General features: G+C 36.5%; 21 protein-coding genes and 1 tRNA gene. 4 read left to right on the forward strand and 18 right to left on the reverse strand.

What is annotated here, in order from left to right; translation table 11 throughout:
* Positions 1-50: 50 nt before the first annotated feature.
* The 8 genes from GGR42_RS07275 to GGR42_RS07310 form a co-directional block, all read right to left on the reverse strand.
* Complete coding sequence (locus GGR42_RS07275; protein WP_167962354.1) at positions 51-734, reverse strand: porin family protein; 684 nt, start codon at positions 732-734, stop codon at positions 51-53.
* A 91-nt stretch (positions 735-825) separates the two neighbouring features.
* Entirely contained in the window at positions 826-1,308 is a 483-nt protein-coding gene (locus GGR42_RS07280; protein WP_167962356.1) for an ExbD/TolR family protein, read from the reverse strand.
* A gap of 25 nt (positions 1,309-1,333) precedes the next feature.
* Positions 1,334-1,954, reverse strand: a complete 621-nt coding sequence (locus GGR42_RS07285) for an ExbD/TolR family protein (protein WP_167962358.1) — start codon at positions 1,952-1,954, stop codon at positions 1,334-1,336.
* 15 nt (positions 1,955-1,969) lie between these two features.
* Positions 1,970-2,410, reverse strand: a complete 441-nt coding sequence (locus GGR42_RS07290; protein ID WP_167962360.1) for a hypothetical protein — start codon at positions 2,408-2,410, stop codon at positions 1,970-1,972.
* Between the two features lie 24 nt (positions 2,411-2,434).
* Positions 2,435-3,181, reverse strand: a complete 747-nt coding sequence (locus GGR42_RS07295) for a MotA/TolQ/ExbB proton channel family protein (protein ID WP_167962362.1) — start codon at positions 3,179-3,181, stop codon at positions 2,435-2,437.
* A gap of 78 nt (positions 3,182-3,259) precedes the next feature.
* Positions 3,260-3,347 (reverse strand) — tRNA-Ser (locus GGR42_RS07300).
* Positions 3,348-3,414: 67 nt separating this feature from the next.
* On the reverse strand, positions 3,415-4,443 hold the full coding sequence (locus GGR42_RS07305) for an asparaginase (protein ID WP_167962364.1): 1,029 nt from the start codon (positions 4,441-4,443) through the stop codon (positions 3,415-3,417).
* Between the two features lie 10 nt (positions 4,444-4,453).
* Entirely contained in the window at positions 4,454-5,221 is a 768-nt protein-coding gene (locus GGR42_RS07310) for a TatD family hydrolase (RefSeq protein ID WP_167962366.1), read from the reverse strand.
* 37 nt (positions 5,222-5,258) lie between these two features.
* Here GGR42_RS07310 and GGR42_RS07315 point away from each other — a divergent pair, with 37 nt between their 5' ends.
* Complete coding sequence (locus GGR42_RS07315) at positions 5,259-5,717, forward strand: retropepsin-like aspartic protease family protein (RefSeq protein WP_167962368.1); 459 nt, start codon at positions 5,259-5,261, stop codon at positions 5,715-5,717.
* Between the two features lie 28 nt (positions 5,718-5,745).
* On the opposite strand, the gene odhB is transcribed toward GGR42_RS07315, so the two are convergent.
* On the reverse strand, positions 5,746-6,954 hold the full coding sequence (gene odhB, locus GGR42_RS07320; RefSeq protein WP_167962370.1) for a 2-oxoglutarate dehydrogenase complex dihydrolipoyllysine-residue succinyltransferase: 1,209 nt from the start codon (positions 6,952-6,954) through the stop codon (positions 5,746-5,748).
* 29 nt (positions 6,955-6,983) lie between these two features.
* Entirely contained in the window at positions 6,984-9,734 is a 2,751-nt protein-coding gene (locus tag GGR42_RS07325; protein WP_167962372.1) for a 2-oxoglutarate dehydrogenase E1 component, read from the reverse strand.
* A gap of 101 nt (positions 9,735-9,835) precedes the next feature.
* Between GGR42_RS07325 and GGR42_RS07330 the strand changes: the two genes are divergently transcribed.
* Positions 9,836-10,261, forward strand: coding sequence for an alpha-ketoglutarate decarboxylase (locus GGR42_RS07330; protein WP_245201409.1), 426 nt, complete (start codon positions 9,836-9,838; stop codon positions 10,259-10,261).
* Positions 10,262-10,353: 92 nt separating this feature from the next.
* Here GGR42_RS07330 and GGR42_RS07335 read toward each other — a convergent pair whose 3' ends face one another.
* The 4 genes from GGR42_RS07335 to GGR42_RS07350 are packed head-to-tail and all read right to left on the reverse strand — an operon-like array spanning position 10,354 to position 14,194.
* Positions 10,354-10,710: a hypothetical protein gene (locus tag GGR42_RS07335; protein ID WP_167962374.1), complete on the reverse strand. Its 357-nt coding sequence runs from the start codon at positions 10,708-10,710 to the stop codon at positions 10,354-10,356.
* A gap of 33 nt (positions 10,711-10,743) precedes the next feature.
* On the reverse strand, positions 10,744-12,021 hold the full coding sequence (locus GGR42_RS07340; RefSeq protein ID WP_167962376.1) for a metal-dependent hydrolase family protein: 1,278 nt from the start codon (positions 12,019-12,021) through the stop codon (positions 10,744-10,746).
* Positions 12,022-12,025: 4 nt separating this feature from the next.
* Complete coding sequence (gene galE / locus GGR42_RS07345) at positions 12,026-13,042, reverse strand: UDP-glucose 4-epimerase GalE (RefSeq protein WP_167962378.1); 1,017 nt, start codon at positions 13,040-13,042, stop codon at positions 12,026-12,028.
* A 3-nt stretch (positions 13,043-13,045) separates the two neighbouring features.
* Positions 13,046-14,194 carry a DegT/DnrJ/EryC1/StrS family aminotransferase gene (locus GGR42_RS07350; protein ID WP_167962380.1) on the reverse strand — a complete coding sequence of 383 codons (1,149 nt, stop codon included), beginning with the start codon at positions 14,192-14,194 and terminating at the stop codon, positions 13,046-13,048.
* Between the two features lie 94 nt (positions 14,195-14,288).
* Between GGR42_RS07350 and GGR42_RS07355 the strand changes: the two genes are divergently transcribed.
* Both GGR42_RS07355 and GGR42_RS07360 read left to right on the forward strand, forming a co-directional pair.
* On the forward strand, positions 14,289-15,524 hold the full coding sequence (locus GGR42_RS07355) for a 3-deoxy-D-manno-octulosonic acid transferase (RefSeq protein WP_167962382.1): 1,236 nt from the start codon (positions 14,289-14,291) through the stop codon (positions 15,522-15,524).
* Between the two features lie 110 nt (positions 15,525-15,634).
* A complete protein-coding gene (locus tag GGR42_RS07360; protein ID WP_167962384.1) occupies positions 15,635-16,981 on the forward strand; it encodes a sugar porter family MFS transporter in 1,347 nt (448 codons plus the stop codon).
* Between the two features lie 707 nt (positions 16,982-17,688).
* Here GGR42_RS07360 and GGR42_RS07365 read toward each other — a convergent pair.
* The 4 genes from GGR42_RS07365 to GGR42_RS07380 all read right to left on the reverse strand — a co-directional run bounded on the left by GGR42_RS07365 (position 17,689) and on the right by GGR42_RS07380 (position 23,973).
* Positions 17,689-18,885, reverse strand: a complete 1,197-nt coding sequence (locus GGR42_RS07365; protein WP_167962386.1) for a heparan-alpha-glucosaminide N-acetyltransferase domain-containing protein — start codon at positions 18,883-18,885, stop codon at positions 17,689-17,691.
* A 98-nt stretch (positions 18,886-18,983) separates the two neighbouring features.
* Complete coding sequence (locus tag GGR42_RS07370; protein WP_167962388.1) at positions 18,984-20,747, reverse strand: efflux RND transporter periplasmic adaptor subunit; 1,764 nt, start codon at positions 20,745-20,747, stop codon at positions 18,984-18,986.
* Entirely contained in the window at positions 20,747-21,460 is a 714-nt protein-coding gene (locus GGR42_RS07375) for a PepSY domain-containing protein (protein WP_167962390.1), read from the reverse strand. The genes GGR42_RS07370 and GGR42_RS07375 overlap by 1 nt, the downstream gene beginning before the upstream one ends.
* A 5-nt stretch (positions 21,461-21,465) precedes the next feature.
* Entirely contained in the window at positions 21,466-23,973 is a 2,508-nt protein-coding gene (locus tag GGR42_RS07380; RefSeq protein WP_167962392.1) for a heavy metal translocating P-type ATPase, read from the reverse strand.
* Between the last annotated feature and the right edge of the window lie 11 nt (positions 23,974-23,984).

Genomic DNA, 23,984 nt, shown 5'->3' on the forward strand with positions numbered 1-23,984 from the left:
ATATATCAATAGTTATGCCAAAAAAATGTTAAAAAACTGAAGAATATTTGCTATAGAATATAAAAAATAATGCCTATACGCAAGGGTTTAACATCCAGGGACTGCCCATCAATAAGATTCACCTTCTCATCAAATAAAGTATTCAATGCATAATAGGCCTGAAAATTAAAAGTATTGTATCCAAAATTAAAGGTTAGTCCATAATTAAATTGTCTAACGTCAGAATTAGAAAAAGATAGTTTAGTAGAGTCGGAGATAAACTTGGATCTAGCCCCTATTACGTATCCAAACTTAATCCCAGTATAAATCCTCCAAAATTTATAATCCGTTGCATTAGAGGTGCGCCATCTAAACTCTATTGGTGCCTCTATTAAATGAGTCTCTATTTTATTCCGTTTAAAATCAACATTATCCTCACTTAACAATACCCTATATTCTATTTCATTATCAACCTCTTCTGCCTGTATATTAGTATAATATGAGTTTACTGCATATCCCAATCCAATTCCAAAACCTACATTTCTTTCCGTATTTAATGGAATATCCTTAATAAAACCACCTTGCAAACCATAAGAAAAACTTCTTTGACTTGCTCCTTCTGGTTTATCCAACAAAAAATTATAAGTAATTCCCAGATAAAACTGATCTTCTAAGTATTTAGAGTCCTCAAAATTTGACTGGGACCAAGCAAAGGGTGCTATACATAAAAGAAATATAAAAGCTATTCTGTGCATAGAATAAAGGTAATCTAAAAACTTTTTTTACAAAAAAAAGCCCCAAATATAAATTTGGAGCTTTTACTGTTTTAAAAACTTTATACTTTGTCTATTTCAAATTGTTAAAAGCATCACCTTCATAAGTGGTATAGTTTACTTTTAACGCATTTACTTTACGAAGTTCTTGTTTAATATCTGATATAATACCCATGTTAGCTTCTTTATCTACCTTTAGGGCTGTGGTCAAAACGTTTTGAAGCTCTTGGGGTTTTTTGGCTCTTTCTGCCAAAATATAATCTCCTACTTCATTTACATTGGCAAACTTATCATTCAACTGAATCTTAGATTCCGTACCATATTGTTTTTGATACTCAGTTGTAGGCTTACCAACATAAAGATAGATTACACGATCCTTCTTCTCCAGCTTTTTGATTTCAGTAGCATTAGGCAAAGTATTTTCCACCATAATGTCACTATCTTTCATCACAGTAACCGTCATAAAGAAAAACAGAAGCATAAATACAATATCTGGTAAGGAAGCAGTAGATACCGCTGGTATATCTCCATCCTTTTTCTTTGCAAATTTTGACATATTTTTTTGTTTTAACTCTTTAAACTTAATTTGTGGATGTCTCTGCTTCAGATAATTTCTGAGGGAACAAACCTTGTATATTTGTTACTTTGTCCTTCAATTCATCCTTAACGGACGATTCCGTTTCTGGATTCAAATACAAAGCCTCCATAGCGGTATAATCCATCCCATATAAACGTTGCGCTTCCCTATTACGTAATTCATTATATGCAGCTACCAACTCATTCTGTACCGTGATATATGTGCCGTACCTAGTTTCACGATCATTCTTTAATGAGATAATAGCCTTTGATGGGTTATCCGAAGACTCTGCATCCCTTTTTCCCTTACAGTAATTACAATACTCCTCACTTCCGGATGGTGCTCCTCCATTGTCCAAAAAGGCAATAGCCTTTTCCCTTAAATCTTTAAGGTCCGTCAACTCCTCTTCTACCAAAAGCTGTCCATTTTTATTGATATTAACAGTAAAAATGTTTTTCTGTCTAATAATTGGAGGATTTTCTGGCGGCTCCATTGGAGGCAACATACGATCTAATCCAGCATCTGTTGCAATAGTGGTTGTCACTAAGAAAAAGATAAGTAAAAGAAACGCTATATCTGCCATAGAACCCGCATTTACCTCTGGTGCTCCTGCTCTTCTTGCCATAATTTATAGGTTTTTTTATTTACTGAACATTCTTTTGATTCCTGGTACTATCATTGCCAATACAGCTATAATAGTCAAAATAAAGAAAACATTCAGTCCCATTCCAATTTTCTTTACTGTACTTTCCGTGGTCATGGACATGTATTCATCCGCAACATCTGTTCCGCTTGCCAAACCATAAGAAATTCCCACTATCAACAATAGACCACCAATGATATAAAGCGCTTTTTTAAGACTTCCAGGTGTTGAAAACAATCCCTTAAAGGCAAAAAACAAGCTAGCAATAACAGCTATGGCTAACAATAAATATGTTAATATGAACATAAAATTCATGGCCCCACTATTGATTGCCTCTGTTGGATTTGCCTCCGACAATTCCCTAGATGGAAGCATAAACCAGAGCACAACCCCAATTAAGCTGAGCACCACTAATCCTATTTTTAAAAATTTATGCATAATACTATGTATTTTAAGTCCGACTTATTTTTTGTGATCCACCAACATATCAATCAAAGAGATTGATGAATCTTCCATATCATTAACAATACTGTCAATTTTTGCAATGATGTAGTTATAGAAGATTTGAAGTATGATGGCCGTAATCAAACCAAATACCGTTGTCAATAATGCAACCTGGATATCACCTGCAATAAGTGATGCACTTAAGTTACCCACAGCAGCAATTTTTTGGAAGGCCTGAATCATACCAATTACAGTACCCATGAAACCAAGCATTGGTGCAATGGCGATAAATAAAGACAACCAAGAAACATTTTTCTCCAACTGTCCCATTTGAACACCTCCATAGGCAACAACAGCTTTTTCAGCAGATTCAACACTCTCGCCAGCTCTGTCCAATCCCTGATAAAAGATAGAAGCAACTGGTCCTTTTGTATTTCTACATACTTCTTTTGCAGCTTCTACACCGCCAGAGGCCAATGCATCTTCAACTTGCTGCTTTAATTTAGAAGTATTGGTACTTGCTAAATTTAAATATATAATTCTTTCAATAGCTACGGCCAAACCAAGTATTAAACACAAAAGAACGATACCCATGAACCCGGCACCCCCCTGTATAAACTGTTCCTTAAGAATTTGTGTAAAACCTTTTTCAGCTTCTGGTGCATCTTGAACGAACAAGCTTACCGCAGCAACTTTCGCACTTACCATATTTGTACCTGCTACAAACGCCCCAGCAACAGCTAGGCTTGGGAATAATTTTTTCATTTTTTCAAACTTAAATTTAGTTAGTTAATAGGGTTAAAGATAAAAAAAAATCGCAATTAAAAAATTAAAACTTACTAGCAGAGAGGAAGGGATTCGAACCCTCGATACACTTTTGGTGTATACACACTTTCCAGGCGTGCGCCTTCGACCACTCGGCCACCTCTCTAATTATACCGTAATGGTCGCCCAATAAACAAAAAAAAAATTAGTTAAAGAAATTTGAGGAGTTAATTTTAGCGCATTTCTCCACGGAGAGATGTTTCAAATATGGTTTTAAAGGAGTTAGCAGAAATATTTGTTCCCAATAGGTACATGAGCTTTGTAATAGCAGCCTCTGTCGTAATATCCTTGCCATTAACTATTTGCATATTTCTTAGTTCAATACTGGTTTCATACTGCCCCAAAATAACACTCCCACCAGAGCATTGTGTAACATTTATAATGTGAAGTCCTCTTTGTATCGATTTTTTTAATTCTGAAACCAACCATTCCTCTGTTGGAGCATTTCCAGCTCCATATGTTTCCAAAATCAAGGCCTTTAGATTGGGGATATTCAAAATACTTTGTAATACATCATTATTAAGCCCCGGAAAAAGTTTTAAAATTGCCACATTATTATCCAATACCTTATGAACAACAAGTTTTTTATTTCTCTTTGGCTGCCATAAGAATTCTCGATTCACTTTTAGATGCACTCCAGACTCTATTAAGGCCGGATAATTTAAAGATGCAAATGCCTCAAAATGTTCAGCGTTTATTTTGGTCGTCCTATTGGCACGATACAATTTATACTCAAAATAAAGACCTACTTCTCGTATAACGGCTTTTCCATTTTCCCTCAATGAAGCTATTTGTATACTGGTTATTAAATTCTCTTTAGCATCCGTTCTTAAATCACCTATTGGTAACTGCGACCCTGTAAAAACTACTGGTTTATCCAAATTCTCCAACATATAGCTCAATGCCGAAGCCGTATAGCTCATTGTATCGCTACCATGCAGCACAACAAAACCATCGTAGTTTGTATAATTTTCTTCTATAATTGTTGCAAGAGTTACCCAATGGGTTGTATTCATATTGGAGGAATCAATAGGGTTATCAAAAGAAACACTATCAATATTACAGGCCAATTGATTTAGTTCAGGAATCCTTTTAAGAAGTTTACTAAAATCAAAAGCTTTTAAAACCCCTGTTTCGTATTCTTTTACCATACCAATGGTACCACCGGTATATACAAGAAGAATATTCATTGGTTTTTTCATAATACCTTAATTATATACCAAATACCTCTTTTGAGTTTTTCGTAGTTACATGTGCAATTTCTTCAATTGATTTTTCATAGATAACGGAAAGCTTTTCCAATACGTTTGTAATATATCCACTTTCATTTCTTTTTCCTCTATAAGGCACTGGCGCCAAATATGGAGAGTCTGTTTCCATAACAATATGCTTTAAATGGATTTGATTTAAAAAAGTGTCTATTTTACCATTCTTAAAAGTAACCACTCCGCCAATACCCAATTTCATATTATAGGAAATAGCTTTTTGAGCTTGCTCCAAGGTTCCAGTAAAGCAATGAAAAATTCCAAATAAGTCTGTTCCTTTTTCTTCTTCCAACACTTCAAAAATCTCATCGAACGCTTCTCGACAATGTATAACAATTGGTAGTTTATACTTTTTGGCTAGATTAATTTGGAACTTAAAAGCTTCTCGTTGTTGTTTCAAAAAAGTTTTGTCCCAATACAAATCGATACCTATTTCTCCTATAGCAAAAAACTTTCTGGACTGTAACATTTCTTCTACATGCGCAAGCTCCTCTTTATAATTTTCTTTAACATGGGTTGGGTGAAGCCCCACCATTAAAAACACATTCTTTGGAAATGCTTTTTCCAATTGAAGCATGGCAGTTGTATATGTTGAATCTATTGCTGGAATAAAAAAACGTTCTACCCCTATATCAATCGCGTTTTGTATTACAGCATCCCTATCTTCATCAAAAGCTTCACTATAAAGGTGCGTATGTGTATCCGTAATCATCATAGCGCAAAAATAGGTTTATCTTTGATAAAAAAGATACATGCCCATCCTCAAAAAGTTTTTAAAAAAGAAAAACTACATTAGAATTCCTTTGACACTAACCGCCACCAATCATTTTGAAATAGAAGCAAAAATAAATGGCGTAACTGGGAGGTTCATTTTGGACACAGGAGCGTCCAACACCTGTGTGGGATTAGATAAGCTAAAATTCTTCAATTTAAGCTCCAAGGAATCAAAAGTAAAAGCTGCCGGAGCTGGGGCAACAGATATGGAAACACAAATATCTACCAAAAATCTTATTGAAATTGGCAAATGGAACAAGAAGAAATTAAAAATTGTTCTTTTTGATTTGGTTCATGTAAATACTGCACTTACAACCCACAATGCATTACCAGTTGACGGTATTATAGGTGCCGATGTTCTAAAAAAAGGAAAGGCCATTATTGATTATGGCAAATGTCATGTATATCTAAAACAAAAAAGCCCTAGGAAAACCTAGAGCTTTTTATAATTTGTCTTTTTAAGCCTTAAAGTTCCAAGGCCTTTTTAACTTCATTATCCATTAATAGTTCTATTGGATTTTCCAAGGCCTCTTTTACAGCCACTAAAAATCCTACAGATTCTTTTCCGTCAATAATTCTATGGTCATAGGAAAGTGCTACATACATAATGGGTGCAATTACAATTTCCCCATTTCGTACGATAGGTCTTTCTACTATGTTGTGCATCCCTAAAATAGCACTTTGCGGAGGGTTAATAATTGGGGTTGACAACATAGATCCAAACACACCACCATTAGTGATCGTAAAAGTTCCCCCTGTCATTTCATCCACGGTAATTTCTCCTTCTCTAGCTCGTATTGCCAAGCGCTTTACTTCAGCTTCCACACCTCTAAAAGATAAATCCTCAGCATTTCTAATAACAGGCACCATTAATCCTTTAGGGCCAGATACAGCTATACTAATATCAGAAAAATCAAAGGTTATCATTTCCTTTCCATCTATCATGGAATTTACTGATGGGTATATTCCCAAAGCCCTTACAACAGCTTTGGTGAAAAACGACATAAACCCTAAACTTACCCCATGCTTTTCTTTGAATTTTTCTTTATACTGTTTTCTCAATTCAAAAATGGGCGACATATCCACTTCGTTAAAAGTGGTCAACATAGCCGTTTCATTTTTAACCGATACCAGACGTTCTGCCACTTTCCTACGTAACATGGAAAGTTTGGAACGGGTCTCACCTCGTGCACTACCAGTAAGTGACCCCATAGAAGGCACTGCTTTTACAGCGTCATCCTTGGTTACACGACCATCCCTTCCTGTTCCAACAATAGTTGAAGAATCCATTCCTTTCTCTGCCAATATTTTTTTAGCGGCGGGAGAAGCAGTGCCAGTGGCATATGTTTGAGATTTGGCTTCAACAGGTTTTGGAACTTCCGGTTTTACTTCTTCTTTCTTCTCCTCTTTAGGTGCGGTTGCCCCTTCCGGCTTTTCTGCACTTGTATCAATTAGGCACACAACAGCCCCTACAGCAACTGCATCTCCTTCTTCAGCTTTTAAAGTAATTACTCCACTTTCTTCTGCTGGAAGCTCCAAAGTTGCTTTGTCTGAGTCAACCTCGGCAATGGCCTGGTCCTTCTCTACATAATCCCCATCTTCTACCAACCAAGTTGCTATCTCTACTTCCGTAATTGATTCTCCCGGAGAGGGAACCTTCATTTCTAAAATCATTCTTTAGATTTTTATAATAACTAATTTATTTAAACAGTATCAAAAACATTATTGATTACTGCTCTTTGTCTCTTTTTGTCCCTTGCACTGGAACCTGGCGCAGGAACCGATGCATATTCTCTTGCCGCAACTTCCAACTTCACCAATTCAAAACGTTGAAGCATAAAACTCCAAGCCCCCATATTTTTAGGCTCTTCTTGGGCCCAAACATATTTTTCCACATTTGGGTACTTGTTGATGACTTCTTGCAACTTATCGTAATGCAAAGGAAATAACTGTTCTATTCTCACAAGAGCAACATCATTTCTTTCCAAATCCTCCCTTTCTTCCAACAAATCATAATAGAACTTTCCTGTACAGAAAACCAGTTTTTTAACTTCTTTAGGTGCAATGTTATCATCTATAACCTCTTCAAACTTACCGGTTGCCAAATCTTTTAAAGATGAAACAGCCTTGGCATGCCTTAATAAACTTTTTGGTGTAAAAACAATCAAGGGTTTTCTAAAATTTCGTTTCATTTGTCTTCTCAACAAATGAAACATATTGGCAGGCGTGGTACAGTCTGCAACAATCATATTGTCTCTTCCGCACAATTGCAAATACCGCTCTATACGTGCAGATGAATGTTCTGAACCCTGTCCCTCATATCCATGTGGCAAAAGAACAACAATTCCATTCTGCATTTTCCATTTATCCTCTGCAGCGGAAAGATATTGGTCAAAAATAATTTGGGCTCCGTTACTAAAATCTCCAAATTGGGCTTCCCAAATTGTTAATGTATTGGGGTTCGCCATTGCATAACCATAATCAAAACCCAGAACACCATATTCTGACAATAAAGAATTATAAATATACATTTCCCCTTTATTGGCAGGATTCATATTTAAAAGATTGATACGCTCCTCGGAAATTTCATCTCTCAAAATAGCATGGCGATGGCTAAATGTCCCACGTTCCACATCTTGCCCAGAAATTCTAACATTAAAGCCTTCTTCCAACAAACTTCCATAGGCCAATGTTTCTGCCATGCCCCAATCTAAAATATCGGTTTCAAAAACCATTTTGGCTCGTCCATCCAAAATTCGTTCCGCCTTGCGAACAAATTTCACTCCTTCTGGCACAGTGGATATAACTTTCGCTATATTTTTTAAGTGCTCTTTTGGATAAGAACTATCAACAGCTAGCAGCATGCCTTCCAAACCCTGGCGCTCAAAATCCGTCCATCGCTCCTGCATAAACTCACGTACTCGTGAAGAATCAGATTTTTTGGATTTTGCATATTCCCTTTCCAAAACCGCCTTAAAATCCTCAACTATTTTTTTAGAATACGCTTCATCAATAGCACCCTCAGCAATTAATTTATCTGTATAAATTTTTAGGGGATTTGGATGTTTAGCTATGGCTTTATATAATTTTGGTTGGGTAAACCTAGGCTCATCCCCTTCATTATGACCATACTTTCTATAACCCAATAAATCAATGAAAATATCCCTTTTAAATCGCATTCTGTAATCCACGGCCATTTCAATAGCATGAACAACGGCCTCCACATCATCTGCATTTACATGTAAGACTGGTGATAATGTTACTTTTCCAACATCAGTACAATACGTACTGGAACGTGCATCCAAATAATTGGTAGTAAACCCTATTTGATTATTTACAACAATGTGAATGGTTCCTCCTGTTTTATACCCGTTCAATCGGCTCATCTGAACAACCTCATAGGCAATTCCCTGCCCAGCAATTGCAGCATCACCATGAACAACAATTGGCAAAATCTGTGAATCATCGCCATTGTAATCATTATCAATTTTCGCTCTGGTAATTCCCTCAACAACCGGCGCAACTGTTTCCAAATGTGATGGATTCGGCACCAAATTCATTTTAATGGCACGACCATTTTGATATGTTTTATCGAGTGTAAAACCAAGATGATACTTTACATCCCCATCAATATTTTCCTCTTCAAAATCCTTTCCTTCAAACTCACTAAAAAGCTCGTGCAATGGTTTTCTGAAAATATTCACCAAAGTACTCAACCTTCCTCTATGCGCCATTCCCAGAACACATTCCTTTACATCATAGTCTATTACAGAATTAAACAATGCCACACTAATAGCAGGAATTAAGGACTCCCCACCCTCTAAAGAAAATCGTTTTTGACCAACGTACTTGGTCTGCAAAAAGCTTTCAAAAGTTACTGCTTGATTAAGTTTAGAAAGTATGTACTTTTTAGAATCTGCGGAATACTCAGGATGGTTGTTGTTCTTATGTAATCGCTGTTGCCACCAATTAACAATTTCCGGTTTTCTGATATACATATATTCCACTCCAATGGAATCACAATACACCTGATTAAGATGATCTATAATATTGCTCAATGTGTTGGGGCCAATCCCAATAATTTCCCCTGCATTAAAAACGGTTCCCATATCTTCTTGGGACAGGCCAAAGTTTTCAATTTCCAAGCTTGGAACATACTTACGTCTTTCCCTTACCGGATTGGTCCGGGTAAATAAATGCCCTCTACTTCTATAGCCATTTATTAACTTAACAACTTGAAATTCCTTTTGAACCGATTCTGGAACGGCAATATTTTGCCCATTTGCCTGAGAAGGAATATCCAATTCGTCCAAAGATGTTTCCAAACCAAAATCATATCCCTGAAAAAATGCGCGCCAACTAGGCTCTACACTATCCGGGTCTGTTAAATACTTGTCATATAATTCTGCGAAAAAGGAAGTATGCGCAGCATTTAAGAAGGAATATTTATCCATGAACTACTATATCGGTCAATTGAACAAAATTTCATCAAAAATACAACTTTTAGACTTTCTAAGTGTATCTTAGAAGCCATTAATGGATAAAATTAACGATAATGTTCAGATTCTTATCAAACAATCACAAACCCTTCGTTTTAAGTCTTTTTTTTACATTCATTGGTACCCTTGGGAGTGCCCAAAGCGGTAATTTTTGGGAGAAAGTCCATTATGGAGGTGGTTTAGGTCTTGGTTTTGGAAATAATACGTTTAATCTGAGTGTATCTCCCAGTGCTATTTATCAAGCAAATGAGCAATTTGCTTATGGCGTAGGACTCAACTATACTTACTATAAATTCCAAAATTTTAAAATGCAGGCTGGCGGAGCAAGTCTTTTGTCACTTTACAACCCCATAAGACCCATACAATTATCTGCTGAATTTGAACAATTGTTGGTTAATAGAAAGTTTGAAGTCTCAAACGGAACTAATTCTGAAACTTACTGGTCTCCAGCACTTTTTTTAGGAGCAGGATATTCCAGTTGAAATGTAACGGTCGGTTTAAAATATGATGTTTTGTATAACGAAGAAAAAAGTATTTATGCTGACGCACTGATCCCCTTTGTTAGGGTCTATTTTTAGGAGGTATATTTGGATTTGTACCATACTTTTTGAAATTCTCTTTTTAAGATTAAAAAAGTGATTTCTTCCGAAACATCCACCGCATCTATAGATGTGATTTTTTTTACCGTTTTTTCAGAGACATCAATTACATATAAAAGATTAAGGTATTCTGTGAATTTTTCCAGAATTAAATAATATACCTTTTCGTGCAGTAATGTTTTCAATCCCTTTGGATTGAATTCTTTAGAAAAATCAACTTGTATGTTTGCCAGCTGAAAATCCTTGTTTAACTGGTCTATAAGTTTTTCATATAGATGTTCATTCTTTGAAGCTTTTAGCAATTCAAGGCTATTAGAAAAATCCAGTTTCATAAACTATTTACGAGCAAATTCAGGAAATTGATTTTACAGGTTTTTGTATACTTTCCCTTCTTTCATCACAAAAACAACATTTTCCAATGTAGAAGCATTTTCAAGGGGGTTATCTTCTACGGCAATAATATCTGCCAAAAAACCTTCTTTTAATTGACCCAATTCTTTTTCCATTTCCAAAAGTGTGGCATTGATTAATGTAGCCATCTTTAGTGATTCTTTCAAAGGTATTCCAGATTCCAATAAATAACCAAACTCAATAGCATTTGTCCCATGTGGAAACACACCGGCATCCGTTCCAAAGCCCATGGGAACACCCTTTTTATAGGCTTTTGCCATTGTTGCTTGGTGAATTGGCCCAATCTCTAAAGCTTTCCTTGCTACCACAGGGGGGAAAAAACCTGGCACTTTGGCCTTTTCCGCCACTTGCCTTCCAGCACTTATAGTTGGGATCAAATAGCAATTATGTTCAATCATTAAATCCATGGTTTCCTCACTCATAAAAGAACCATGTTCAATCGTATTAACACCACCAAGAACTGCCAATTTCATTCCTTCATCTCCATGAGCATGCGCAGCAACGGTAAAACCATAGTTCTTTGCCGTACTTGTAACAGCCTTAATTTCTTCTAGAGTAAATTGTGGGTTATGACCACTTTTGGCCACACTCATAACACCTCCCGTAGCCGTTATTTTAATTAAATCTGCCCCATTTTTATAACGCTGTCGCACTGCCTTTTTTGCATCCTCGGGAGAATTCACCACTCCCTCTTTGGGACCTGGGTCACCCATTAAATCTTTCTTCATACCATTTGTGGGGTCTGCATGACCACCGGTAGTGGCCAATGATTTTCCTGATGTAAAAATGCGCGGCCCATCCACTACACCCCTATTAATGGCATTCCTCAAAGCAATATTAACTCCGGAGCCACCCAAATCCCTAACTGTTGTAAACCCGGCCATTAAAGTCTTTTTGGCATTAAGAGCAGATTCAAAAGCAACATCAGCTTCATTATTGGTAAATCTCTTGATGTATGACTGCGGATTGAATTCCGATTCCATATGAACGTGCATATCTATAAGACCTGGCAGTACCGTTTTAGTTTTCAAATCGATTACCTCATCAATATCTGAACCAGAAATATATCCACTTTGAATGCTCTTTATTTTATTTCCAGAAACTACAATTGTTTTTTCTGCCAACTTTTTTCCAGAAACGACATCTATAATGCTCCCACAATGCAAATAAACATCTTGTCCACTCAACACAATGGTAAAAAACAGTCCAATTACTACCAATAATTTTCTCATACTACTATTTTCTTATTTTTTGTTCCCAGTCCCAAGCAGATTTCATTGCTTCATCCAAAGTAGATTTAGCTTTCCAACCTAAAACTTCATTAGCCTTTGTAGTGTCCGCATATGCACTTATTACATCACCAGGTCTTCTGTCCACAATTTTGTAATTCAATTTTTTATTCGAAACTTTCTCAAAACTATTCACCACTTCCAAAACCGAACTTCCTTTACCAGTTCCAAGGTTGAAAACTTCATAATTTTCTTTGTTCTTATTCTCTAGAAGTCTTTGCAACGCAGCAACATGTGCCTTTGCCAAATCTACAACATGGATATAATCGCGAATACATGTACCATCCTGCGTTGGGTAATCATCTCCGAAAACCGAAAGCTGTTCTCTAAGTCCAACAGCAGTCTGAGTAATAAAAGGCACAAGATTCTGTGGCACCCCAATAGGCAGTTCTCCTATTTCCACACTTGGATGGGCTCCCATAGGATTAAAATATCGAAGGGAAATCGCTTTAATTTTTGGTGTCACTTTACATGTATCCCTAATGATTTCTTCCCCTATTTGCTTTGTGTTTCCATATGGTGATTCAGCTGGTTTTACAGGCGCATCCTCTGTAATGGGCATTTTATCTGCTTGGCCATATACTGTACAAGAAGAGCTAAAAATAAAATTGGAAGTTTTCAATTTTGACAACTCTTGAAGCAAGTAAACCAACGTGCCCAGGTTATTTTCATAATAAAGCAAAGGGTTTTCAACACTCTCGCCAACGGCTTTTGAGGCAGCAAAATGTATCACACCTTCAATATCTTGATGCCTTTTAAAAAAATCTTGGACTTTGTCTTTTTCTCTTAAATCCAACTTTTCAAAAGTAGGAGCCTTCCCAGTAATGGCCATAATACCATCCAAAGACTTTTTTGAAGAGTTAGACAAATTATCAATAATAACAACTTCAAAGCCTTCATTTTGAAGTTCAACCACGGTATGGGAGCCAATAAAGCCTGCGCCTCCAGTTACAAGTATTTTCATCCTCTATTCAATAAATTTAATAATAGTTTCAGTAATATAGTCTATCTGCTCATTATCCAACTCTGTATGCATTGGCAATGAAATTACTTCCTTAACCAATTGATTGGTCACTTCAAAATCAACTTCATGATATCGCTCATCCTTATAGGCTTTCTGACTGTGTAAAGGAATGGGATAATACACTCCACATGGAATTCCTTTTTCGTTTAAATGGTCTACAAGTGCATCCCTTTTTCCGTTCAAAACTCTTAATGTATATTGATGAAAGACATGACAATTACAATTACTTCCTTCAGCTGTACAACAACTGGCCAATTTTGGTGTCAAAATATTTGGTTGGCCTTCCAATGCCTTGGAATATTTCAATGCCGCTTCCCTTCTTTTTTTGTTGTATCCATTCAATCTTGGAAGTTTTGCCCTTAAAACAGCTGCCTGCATAGAATCCAACCTAGAATTCACCCCTACTACATCATGGTAATAGCGTTTGTACATTCCATGATTTACAATTCCTCTTATAACATGGGCCAAATCATCGTCATTGGTAAATATGGCACCCCCATCTCCGTAAGCCCCAAGATTTTTTGATGGAAAAAATGAAGTGGCAGAAACATGACCAATAGTGCCTGCTTTTTGTGGTTTTCCTTGATATGTACAGTCTGCACCAATGGCTTGTGCATTATCCTCAATAACATATACATTATGCTTTTGAGCTATTTGCATTACAGCATCCATATTTGCACATTGCCCAAACAGGTGGACAGGAACTATAGCTTTAGTCTTAGGCGTAATAGCCTTTTCAATAGCTTCTGTGTCTATATTAAAAGTATCTGGCTCAACATCAACCAAGACAGGTGTCAGTTGCAAAAGTGCAATTACCTCTACCGTTGCAGCAAATGTAAAATCCGACGTAATAACCTCGTCACCTGGTTTTAGGCCCAGTCCCATCATGGCTATTTGCAGGGCATCCGTACCATTGGCACAAGGGATTACATGCTTTACGCCCAAATAATCTTCTAACTCTTTTTGAAAGGATTGGACTTCTGGACCATTTATAAAGGCGGATGTTTCTAAAATTTGGGCAATGGATGAATTTATTTCTTCTTTTATGGATTGGTATTGACCGTTAAGGTCTACCATTTGAATTTTCCTCATTTTTAAGGGTTGTCTTAACAATTATACAAAAATACGGAACCCATGCCAATGTATTTATGTAAAGAAGCTTAATTTAGCACTAAACAATTCCAGAGTGCATTTTATCTACAATATTATTTCCCATATCACTTGGTTCTTTCTTACAATCCTTGCCTTGCTAAACCCAAAAATGAAGCTTTTTGTGAAAGGAAGAAAGCAAACATTTTCCATATTAAAAAAAGAAATTAATAAAGGGCATGATGTTATTTGGGTTCATGTGGCCTCTCTTGGTGAATTTGAACAAGGGCTGCCCATCATAGATGAATTGAAGCTCACCTACCCAAGCTATAAAATATTGGTTACTTTTTTTTCCCCTTCCGGGTATGAGGTAAAAAAGAATACTCCATCAGCAGATGCTGTTACTTACCTGCCCATGGATACCAAAACAAATGTTCAGCACTTTTTGGATTTGACACAGCCTAAATTGGCCATTTTTGTAAAATATGAGATTTGGCCCAACTACCTTAAAGAACTAAATAAAGGAAACATTCCCACCATTCTTATTTCAGCCATTTTTAGGAAAAACCAGATTTACTTTAAGCCTTATGGAAGTTTTATGAAAAGGGCGCTAGGCAATTTCAATTATATTTTTGTTCAAGATAAAAATTCAAAAAAACTTTTGAAATCCATTAACATCATAAATGTTTCAGTTTCTGGGGACACTAGGTTTGACAGGGTTTCAAAAATTATAAAACAGGACAACTCCCTGAATTTTATGGAGCAGTTCAAACAAAATACCACTTGTTTTGTTGCTGGCAGCACATGGCCCGAAGATGAAGAAATTATTGTAAGTTATATTAATTCAACAGAAAACAAACTAAAATATGTGTTGGCTCCACATAAAATAAATAAAGACGAAATTACTTCCTTAAAAAAAAGCATAAATAAAAACACACTGCTTTATTCTGAAATAACCAACCAGAACCTATCGGATTTTGATGTGCTGATTATTGACACCATTGGTCTTTTGACAAAAATATACAGCTATGCCTCCATGGCCTATGTGGGTGGAGGATTTGCTACAGGCCTTCACAATACTTTAGAGCCCGCAGCTTTTGGCATACCAGTTATCATTGGCCCAAAATATAAAGGATTTAAAGAGGCTGAAGAACTGGTAATTGAAAAAGGTATTTTGACCATCGCCAATAAAGTTGAATTTCAAAATACTACGAATCTGTTGATTGAAAACCCTGATTTTTGCAGTAGAACTGGAGAAATCAATTCTAAATATGTTTTAAAAAACAAGGGTGCCAGCACTTTGATAATAGAACATATTTGTTCTCTTTTATAGTAATTTTCTTGAATTTTCACTTCTATCTTTTGTTTTACCATCATAGAACATATTAAAATTTTACTTTCATTTTTTTTGTTAGTTTTACCAGAACCAACAAACTAATACCCATGAATTCCAAAATTTTTCGCATTTCCCTCACTGCAGCGCTATCTGGCTTTTTATTTGGGTTTGACACCGTTGTAATCAGTGGTGCAAATCTGCCTATTAAGGAACTTTGGAATACTTCTCCATGGTTTCATGGCACCTTTATAATGTCCATGGCTCTTTGGGGAACAGTAATTGGTTCTCTTTTTGGCGGAGTTCCTTGCGAACGTTTTGGAAGAAAGAAAACCCTCTTTTGGATTGGAATATTATATGCTTTATCTGCCATTGGTTCGGGATTGGCAACAGACCCCTATATGTTTTCATTCTTTAGATTTATTGGTGGACTGGGTGTTGGTGCATCCTCGGTAGCAGCCCCAATATATATTTCAGAAATATCTACTGCAAAAAATAGGGGTAAGTTAGGAGCATTATATCAATTTATGCTCGTTTTGGGTATTCTAATAGCTTTCATTTCAAACTATTTATTAATAGGGGTCGGTGGTGAAAATGATTGGCGCTGGATGTTGGGAATTGAGGCTATTCCCGCTATTCTATATACTGTTTTGGTTGTTAAAATTCCCAACAGTCCACGATGGCTGGCCATTACAAAACAGGATGATAGAGGTGCGCTAGAGACTTTAAAACAACTTTACACCGAAGAAGATGCCTTAAATAAATTAAAAGAAATTAAAAGTGATATTTCGACAAAAAAGGTGAAAGAAAGTCTGTTTTCTGGAAACTACAAAACGCCTTTGATTCTTGCTTTTCTTATCGCTTTTTTTAACCAACTTTCTGGAATTAACTTTATTCTTTACTATGCCCCAGAAATATTGGAAAGAGCGGGGTTGGCAACTCAAGAATCACTTTTTAGTTCAATTGCTATTGGACTTATAAATCTAATTTTCACATTTGTAGGTGTTTGGTTAATAGACAGATTAGGAAGAAAACAATTGATGAAAATAGGTTCTTTTGGGTACATAATTAGTCTTGGTATGGTGGGCTGGTGCTTTTATAGTGGTGCAAGCTCTACCCTTCTCCTCATTTTTATTTTGGTCTTTATAGCATCCCATGCTGTTGGCCAAGGTGCTGTTATATGGGTCTTTATCTCCGAAATATTCCCTAATAAGGTGAGGGCATTCGGTCAATCATGGGGTACCGGGACACATTGGGTATTTGCCGCAATCATCACTTTGGTCACTCCTATTTTTTTAGATGCCGACAATGGCATCTTTAAAGATAATCCATGGCCTATTTTTATATTTTTTGCAGGTATGATGGTCCTTCAGTTATTGTTTGTATTGTTCATGATGCCGGAGACCAAAGGAATCTCTCTGGAAGATTTGGACAAAAAACTAAATAAAAGGAAATAGTACTCAATGATATGAATGGATTCGTTAATCGAGCATATTTACCAATTCTAGTATAAGCATCTGTATTTCAAGACATTTATCGAGTATTTTGCCGAAAAACTAACTGAATAAGCAACAATTTATTACATTGTAGGAAATTATATGAATTATGGAAGAATTATCTTTTGGCACCAAAATACTCAATACATTCCTTAGGTTAATGGTATTTGTTTTGGTAGGCATTTTAATTGCCGTTGTGGTCTGCCTAATTTTAGCAGCCTTTGGGTTCTTTTAACACCTAATTATCCCATAATCTTAAACTCTTCTTGAATGCCTATTATACTACTATTATTCATAAAAAAAGCTTCCAAAATAGGAAGCTTTTTTTATAGAAAATTTATTGCTTTAACCTTATAAAGGCACTTCTCTGGTCAAAACCTTTATTATAAAAAATATAGTGATTGATAGTACCAAGCAACAAATTGCGGCTATTCTGTCCTCTGTGATGAACTCCTTTTTCAAATTTAGAATCAAAGTCTTCATAAGTAGATAATTTTATACAAAGTTGGCAACAAACGCTATAGAGAGGAATAAAAGTTGACCAAGTGATAAAATTGTAGACCAAAGGTAATGTCAAGGGAATTGGTCGAAAATAAGTGCTATTGACCCATTTTAATGTTTTAAACCGGTCTTGACTATTTGTTTTTTAACAAAAAAATCATAATTAACTAAAACAGTGCCTTTTGCCTTATAATTCTCCAATGTCTTTCAAGATTTGGCTTAAAAATCAGAACTATTGAACAAATTCCAAAAATAAACAGAATTACCCCAAAAAATACAAAGAATGGGGATAGCGAATGATAATAATACCTGGTTAAACCATAACCCGTAATACTACCATAAAGTATAATGGAGTGAACCACATAAAGAGATAGTGTTTTTTGTCCTATTTTAAACAATAATGGATGTTTAAGGTGATTCCTAAAAAGTAAAAAAAATGTGAAAACAAAAAGTACATCTCCTAAACGGGCAAGGGCATAATTATTGTCCAAAATGGTATAAGAGGAGAAAATTAAAATAGAGCCTATTATAATCATTGCCAATATAATATCCCTATAGAAACTCTTCTTTCCGTTAAACCTATTAAATAAAACAGATAAAAAACCACCAAAAGTTGCATAGGCAAACCATGGTATTATTGTGAATACCGAACCATTTTTTACAGTAAAATAATTATTGAAAATAGTTGGCATAAAAGAATAATCCCATTTTTCCAATTTAAACTTAAACAATAAAAGACCTAGACTTATATTAAGTAAGATCAATGGAAATACTATTTTTTTTGTTTTATAGGTAAGTAAATAAATTATAACAATTAATACGATAGAGAGTCCAATACATTGCAGTACATGAACAATGTAAAATTTATCGTTGATGGTTCCTTGTAGCAAGCCTTTAAAATTCAACTGCAACAAATAACCTATGCCCATTAATTGAAGCCCCCTTATAAAACCTTTTTTTACTCTTGGGTTTCTTATTCCTAGAGAATGTTTTTTCAACAGAATAAATGTGAAAACAAAGCCAGAAACGGCAAAAAAAACAGGAGCGGTAATTCCTCTAAAATAGTCCCAAACGGAAAATAGAAAAAAGTCCTTATTCTTATAATCATTAGACAGCAAAGATGCTACAAAATGACCTTGAAGCATCATAAGTATTGCCCATGCGCGCATCGCGTCAATAAAGTGCAATCTACCTTTTTGAAGGTCATTCCCTTGAATCATTATATAAAAATGTATGGCGAAGGTAGAATAATAAGTATGAAAAACTCCTTGGATTTCATTATTAAAATGAAGACCTATCACAAAAAAACCTTGTTTCCAAAGAGCTATTCTAAAGAGTTGAGGCGGAGAAAATAAAGTTTTCACATCTTACAACAGTAGACCTTTTTTCTAAGGAAAATCTAGCACTATCATTTGTAGGCTTTTGGCATATCTTGAGAGTTTGTTGCACTTAAGATCAAAAGCTATTTTAAACTATCAATTACACTCCCACAAGTCAACATAGCATCACCAAAATACGGATTGCGCACTTCCTTTTCGGCACTTAGCCATTTAGCACCTTTATTGCTGTCCGCCATAGGGCAATGCTGTACATATATTGCATTATTCACGAATTTTAGACCTGAAGTGATAGCAATTATATTCTCATTAAAAATAACGAAGTGCGCTCGTTGATTTTCCAAATCTTTCTTTTTAGCAATAGCCTCAAGCATTTCCATACCTTTAACCAAATGTGCTTTTTCCATCGCACCTAAGTCTTTAAGGTTGAGCTTTTTTAGCTCGGTCAATATTGTTTTTGCCAGATAGGCGGTTTGGTCAGAATCACTGGCTACAAAAGCGTCCTTTAATTTTAAATAGGAAACCAAGATTGTTTGAAATTCGTTTTGAAATCTATCTGGAAACTTCATATCCCTTGTACTTTCTATTCCACCTTTTTCTTTAATGTCCTGCATCCCTATATGACCTTCATGCCCCGTCATTGTTTTTCCGGCTTTTTTGTTCATCATACTTTTTTTACCTTTTAACTGAGCGGTAGCATCCACAGAAAAAGTACCATTGGTAACTATCTCTTCTCCTAACGAAAGACCTGAAATCACTTCCATTTGTTCTCCTTTTCTGGCACCAACCGTTACCTCTCGCATTTCAAACACAGGCTCATCAGCCTTTACTTTTAGGTACACCACTGAACGCTCTCCTGTCCACATCACTGCACTTGAAGGAACAGATAAGGTTGCCACTTGTTCCAAATTTGGACTTGTCATTATTTTTCCCATAACGAACATCCCCGGTTTAAAAATATCGTTTGAATTCCTTAATGTTGCTCGCACTGTTACAGTTCTGGTGGAATTATTCAGTACAGGATCTATAAAAGAGATTCTACCTTGAAATAGTTCATCGGGATAAGCATTACTAACAATACTGATTTTTTGCCCTTGACTAATTTGAGACAATTGGTTCTCATAAGCATCAAACTCTACCCAAACAGTATTCAAATTGTTTACTTTAGCAATAGGTTGTCCTTTTTTTACATAATCGCCTTCTGCGCTCATTACTTCTGAAACTGTTCCTGAAACCGTTGTATAAATAGGGAAATTCTCTTTTACCTTCCCCGAAGTTTCAATGGTATTGATTTGACCTTCTGAAAGCTTCCATAGCTTTAATTTATTCTTAACTGCGTTATATAACTGTGGTTGTGATGACTTTAATGAAGCTGCTGTCAATAATTCTTGTTGGGCAGCGACCAATTCTGGGGAATAGATAGTGGCCAAGAGTTGGCCATTTCTAACTTTTTGTCCTTCATAGTTAACATTCAATTGTTCAATCCTACCGTCAAAATAACTTGCTTGCAAAGCAACAGCTTCCTTGTTGACAGCAATCTTTCCCGAAAGACTTATGGTACTATTAACTTCATCTGTTTGGCCTCCCACTACAGTAGTTTGAATGTTGGCCAACGCCAAGGCGTTATCAGTCATTTTAAACTGCCCAGGGGAAAGGCCATCGGCTCCAGCTTCGGCAGGAATTAAATCCATGCCGCATAAGGGACAATCACCAGGTTCGTGCTGCATAATCTGTGGGTGCATTGAGCACGTCCACATTTGGTCCGCAGTTTCACCAGCATGGTTATGGGTAGATATTGTTTTTTCCTCGGTACGTATGCCGAAGATTAGGTAACCTGCCAAAAGTCCGGTTATAGCTGCAACTGCAATATAAATACTAGTCTTTTTCATTAATTCCTTTTTAATCGTTTCTTAAGTTTTATAATGGAAGTAGAGCTTACATACCAAAGTATAAAGCCACTAAACACTGTAATTAACCCCAAGAGAGAAAATGCTCTTAATACCGTAGTGTTGAAATTATCCCTACCCTCATAGTCCATCGTATGAGTCATCCATAGAAAATCAAAAATGCGCCAACTACGATGACGTACTGTTTGGAACTTGCCATCTATGACAGACACATAAGCCTTTAGATTATCATCGCCTTTATAAGATATTACATAGGCTGGCAATAGCTTCTCACGGTATTCATGATGTTTGCCTACTTTGTCAATCAGAAATATTTTAGAAACCTCTAATTCATCTTTCATACGAGTATTGGCAATGTATAAAGCTTCCTTTTCACTAACACCCGACTTTACCGTGCCATCCAAGGCATTATAGAGTTTGTCATTGTTAATCCAATAAAACGGTACTCCATCGATATCTCGAATTTCTATGTCTCGAATTCCATCGGAATGTTTTAATTCTGAAGGTGCAATTAAGTTCTTAAACGCCTTGGGCCGGTATTTCAAATTCTTAAAATGATCACCATGAATATTATCGATATCCGTCCAACTAAAATATAATCCACTTATCGTCCAGAACAAAAACTGTATGCCCAAAAACAATCCCATATAGCGGTGTATTTTTCTAATTTTTCTTGCTGTATGCCTATTTACCATCCGTTTTAAATTTTTATTCTTCTTAATCTTAATGCATTTGCTATAACAGATACTGAACTAAAACTCATGGCCAAAGCAGCAATCATTGGTGAGAGCAAAACACCAAAGAATGGATATAACACTCCTGCTGCAATAGGTACGCCAAGTGTATTATAAATCAATGCAAAAAATAAATTCTGTTTAATGTTCCCCATTACCGCATTACTTAAATTTAGAGCTTTCACTATACCGTTTAAATCTCCTTTTACCAAGGTAAGGGCAGCGCTTTCAATAGCAACGTCCGTTCCCGTTCCCATTGCAATGCCCACATCACTTTTTGCCAATGCAGGGGCGTCATTGATACCGTCTCCAGCCATAGCTACTACTTTGCCCATAGACTGTAATCGTTCCACCTCTTTTAATTTATCTTCAGGAAGCATACTCGCATTAAAATCTGACAAATTGAGTTCTCTGGACACTGCCTGAGCTGTATCGCGGTTATCACCAGTAAGCATAATTACATCGATTTCCATATTCTGTAGCTCCTTGATAGCCTTGGCACTGGTCTCTTTTATTTTGTCACCTATCACCACATACCCCAATACTTCACCATTTACCGCTAAATAGGAAACTGTTTTTCCTTGCTTTTGGAATTGCTTGGCTTCAGCCTCCATTTCTGAGGATATTTTAGCTCTTTCATGCTCCATCATTTTGGGATTACCCAAACCTAATTTCATATTGTCTACGAAACCTTGGACTCCTCTTCCTGTTATAGCCTTAAAATTCTCGGCTTTCTTAACATTTACCTCTCTTTCAGCCCCATAGGCCACCGTTGCTTCGGCCAAAGGATGCTCACTATTGCTGTTAAGGGCAACAATAAACTGAAGGATATCGATTTCACTAAAACGGTTGTCAAATGCTCCTACCTTTTCAACGGTTGGCTTGCCTTCAGTAATAGTTCCTGTTTTATCAATAATAAGAGTGTCAACCTTGTTCATTTTTTCAAGAGCTTCGGCATTTTTAATGAGCACACCATTTTGAGCGCCCTTGCCCACACCAACCATAACAGACATTGGTGTTGCCAATCCCAATGCACAGGGGCAAGCGATTATCAAAACGGCTATGGCATTTACCAAGGCATAGACATAACGCGGTTCTGGTCCCAAGATGGCCCAAACCGCAAAGGTAATAACTGCAATTAGTACCACAATTGGCACAAAATAGGCCGAAACTGTATCTGCTAGTTTCTGAATGGGCGCACGACTACGGCTTGCTTCGTTGACCATGGCAATAATCTGTGAAAGTAGGGTATCACTGCCTACCTTTTTAGCGGTCATCAAAAAAGATTGATTCCCATTTATAGTTCCGCTGCTCACCTTATCTCCTTCATTCTTGTTTACCGGGATTGGCTCTCCTGTAATCATGGACTCGTCTACGACACTAGTCCCTTCCTTAATCACCCCATCAACCGGAATCTTATCCCCTGGCTTGACTTTAAGCACATCCCCAATTTCGATAGTATCAATACTAACTTCAACCTCTTCTCCATCTACTACTTTTACCGCTTTGTTAGGAGCCAGCTTCAACAATTCCTTTACGGCTGAATTTGTTTTGCTGTGAGCTCGCGCTTCTAACAATTGTCCCAATAAGACAAGTGTCAAAATCACTGTAGCTGCTTCAAAATACACATGCACATTCCCAGATTCTGTCTTGAACTGATCTGGAAACAAGTCTGGAAAAACCAACCCAAATACACTAAACAACCACGCTACACTAGCACCAATTCCTATAAGGGTAAACATATTGAGTTTCCAGGTTTTGATGCTACGATAGGCACGTTCAAAAAACATCCATGTGGCATAAAAAACCACTGGCATGGAAAGCACAAATTGTATCCAGTTCCATTGCCACTGTTCCAAAATGGAGTACAAAGGGTTGTCCGGAATCATTTCACTCATTGCAATCAAGAAAATCGGTAACGTAAATACCGTGGCAACCCAAAACTTTTTCGAAAGTTTGTTATAGGTCTTTTCTTCTGCGGAAAGGTCTGGTTCCATTGGCACCAAGTCCATACCGCATATAGGACAGCTTCCTGATTCATCTTTAACCACCTCGGGGTGCATGGGGCAAGTCCATTGACCTGAATGGACGGACAAAGCTGAAAGACTTTGTTCCTCAACCAAGTCCATACCACATATAGGACAATCCCCCGGTCTGCCATACGTCTTATCACCCTCACAGTGCATTGGACAGTAAAAAGTTCCAGTTCCTTTGCCTTTCGATTTCACTTTATCATCTATTTTAGGGGGATGATTGTGTTCCCCTGGCAAATGAATACTATAGACACCTCCCTCATTTTCTAGAGCCTTCTGAAGGGTTTCTATATTGATATGGCGATTCATTTCGATAATAGCATCCTTTTTTTCTAAATCAACAGTTGTATTAATTACACCATCAACCGCATTAAGTGTTTTCTCAACATGATTTCGACAACCATTACAGCTCATTCCTTGTATGTGATATATGTGTTTCATAGTCCTAAATT

The sequence above is a fragment of the Saonia flava genome, assembly GCF_011927795.1.
GTDB classification, from domain to species: domain Bacteria; phylum Bacteroidota; class Bacteroidia; order Flavobacteriales; family Flavobacteriaceae; genus Saonia; species Saonia flava.

Excerpts from the sequence above, each read along its gene's own strand:
- GGR42_RS07275 (WP_167962354.1), bottom strand. The coding sequence starts at position 734 with ATGCACAGAATAGCTTTTATATTTCTTTTATGTATAGCACCCTTTGCT.
- GGR42_RS07280 (WP_167962356.1), bottom strand. The coding sequence starts at position 1,308 with ATGTCAAAATTTGCAAAGAAAAAGGATGGAGATATACCAGCGGTATCT.
- GGR42_RS07285 (WP_167962358.1), bottom strand. The coding sequence starts at position 1,954 with ATGGCAAGAAGAGCAGGAGCACCAGAGGTAAATGCGGGTTCTATGGCA.
- GGR42_RS07290 (WP_167962360.1), bottom strand. The coding sequence starts at position 2,410 with ATGCATAAATTTTTAAAAATAGGATTAGTGGTGCTCAGCTTAATTGGG.
- GGR42_RS07295 (WP_167962362.1), bottom strand. The coding sequence starts at position 3,181 with ATGAAAAAATTATTCCCAAGCCTAGCTGTTGCTGGGGCGTTTGTAGCA.
- GGR42_RS07305 (WP_167962364.1), bottom strand. The coding sequence starts at position 4,443 with ATGAAAAAACCAATGAATATTCTTCTTGTATATACCGGTGGTACCATT.
- GGR42_RS07310 (WP_167962366.1), bottom strand. The coding sequence starts at position 5,221 with ATGATGATTACGGATACACATACGCACCTTTATAGTGAAGCTTTTGAT.
- GGR42_RS07315 (WP_167962368.1), top strand. The coding sequence starts at position 5,259 with ATGCCCATCCTCAAAAAGTTTTTAAAAAAGAAAAACTACATTAGAATT.
- odhB (WP_167962370.1), bottom strand. The coding sequence starts at position 6,954 with ATGATTTTAGAAATGAAGGTTCCCTCTCCGGGAGAATCAATTACGGAA.
- GGR42_RS07325 (WP_167962372.1), bottom strand. The coding sequence starts at position 9,734 with ATGGATAAATATTCCTTCTTAAATGCTGCGCATACTTCCTTTTTCGCA.
- GGR42_RS07330 (WP_245201409.1), top strand. The coding sequence starts at position 9,836 with ATGTTCAGATTCTTATCAAACAATCACAAACCCTTCGTTTTAAGTCTT.
- GGR42_RS07335 (WP_167962374.1), bottom strand. The coding sequence starts at position 10,710 with ATGAAACTGGATTTTTCTAATAGCCTTGAATTGCTAAAAGCTTCAAAG.
- GGR42_RS07340 (WP_167962376.1), bottom strand. The coding sequence starts at position 12,021 with ATGAGAAAATTATTGGTAGTAATTGGACTGTTTTTTACCATTGTGTTG.
- galE (WP_167962378.1), bottom strand. The coding sequence starts at position 13,042 with ATGAAAATACTTGTAACTGGAGGCGCAGGCTTTATTGGCTCCCATACC.
- GGR42_RS07350 (WP_167962380.1), bottom strand. The coding sequence starts at position 14,194 with ATGAGGAAAATTCAAATGGTAGACCTTAACGGTCAATACCAATCCATA.
- GGR42_RS07360 (WP_167962384.1), top strand. The coding sequence starts at position 15,635 with ATGAATTCCAAAATTTTTCGCATTTCCCTCACTGCAGCGCTATCTGGC.
- GGR42_RS07370 (WP_167962388.1), bottom strand. The coding sequence starts at position 20,747 with ATGAAAAAGACTAGTATTTATATTGCAGTTGCAGCTATAACCGGACTT.
- GGR42_RS07375 (WP_167962390.1), bottom strand. The coding sequence starts at position 21,460 with ATGGTAAATAGGCATACAGCAAGAAAAATTAGAAAAATACACCGCTAT.
- GGR42_RS07380 (WP_167962392.1), bottom strand. The coding sequence starts at position 23,973 with ATGAAACACATATATCACATACAAGGAATGAGCTGTAATGGTTGTCGA.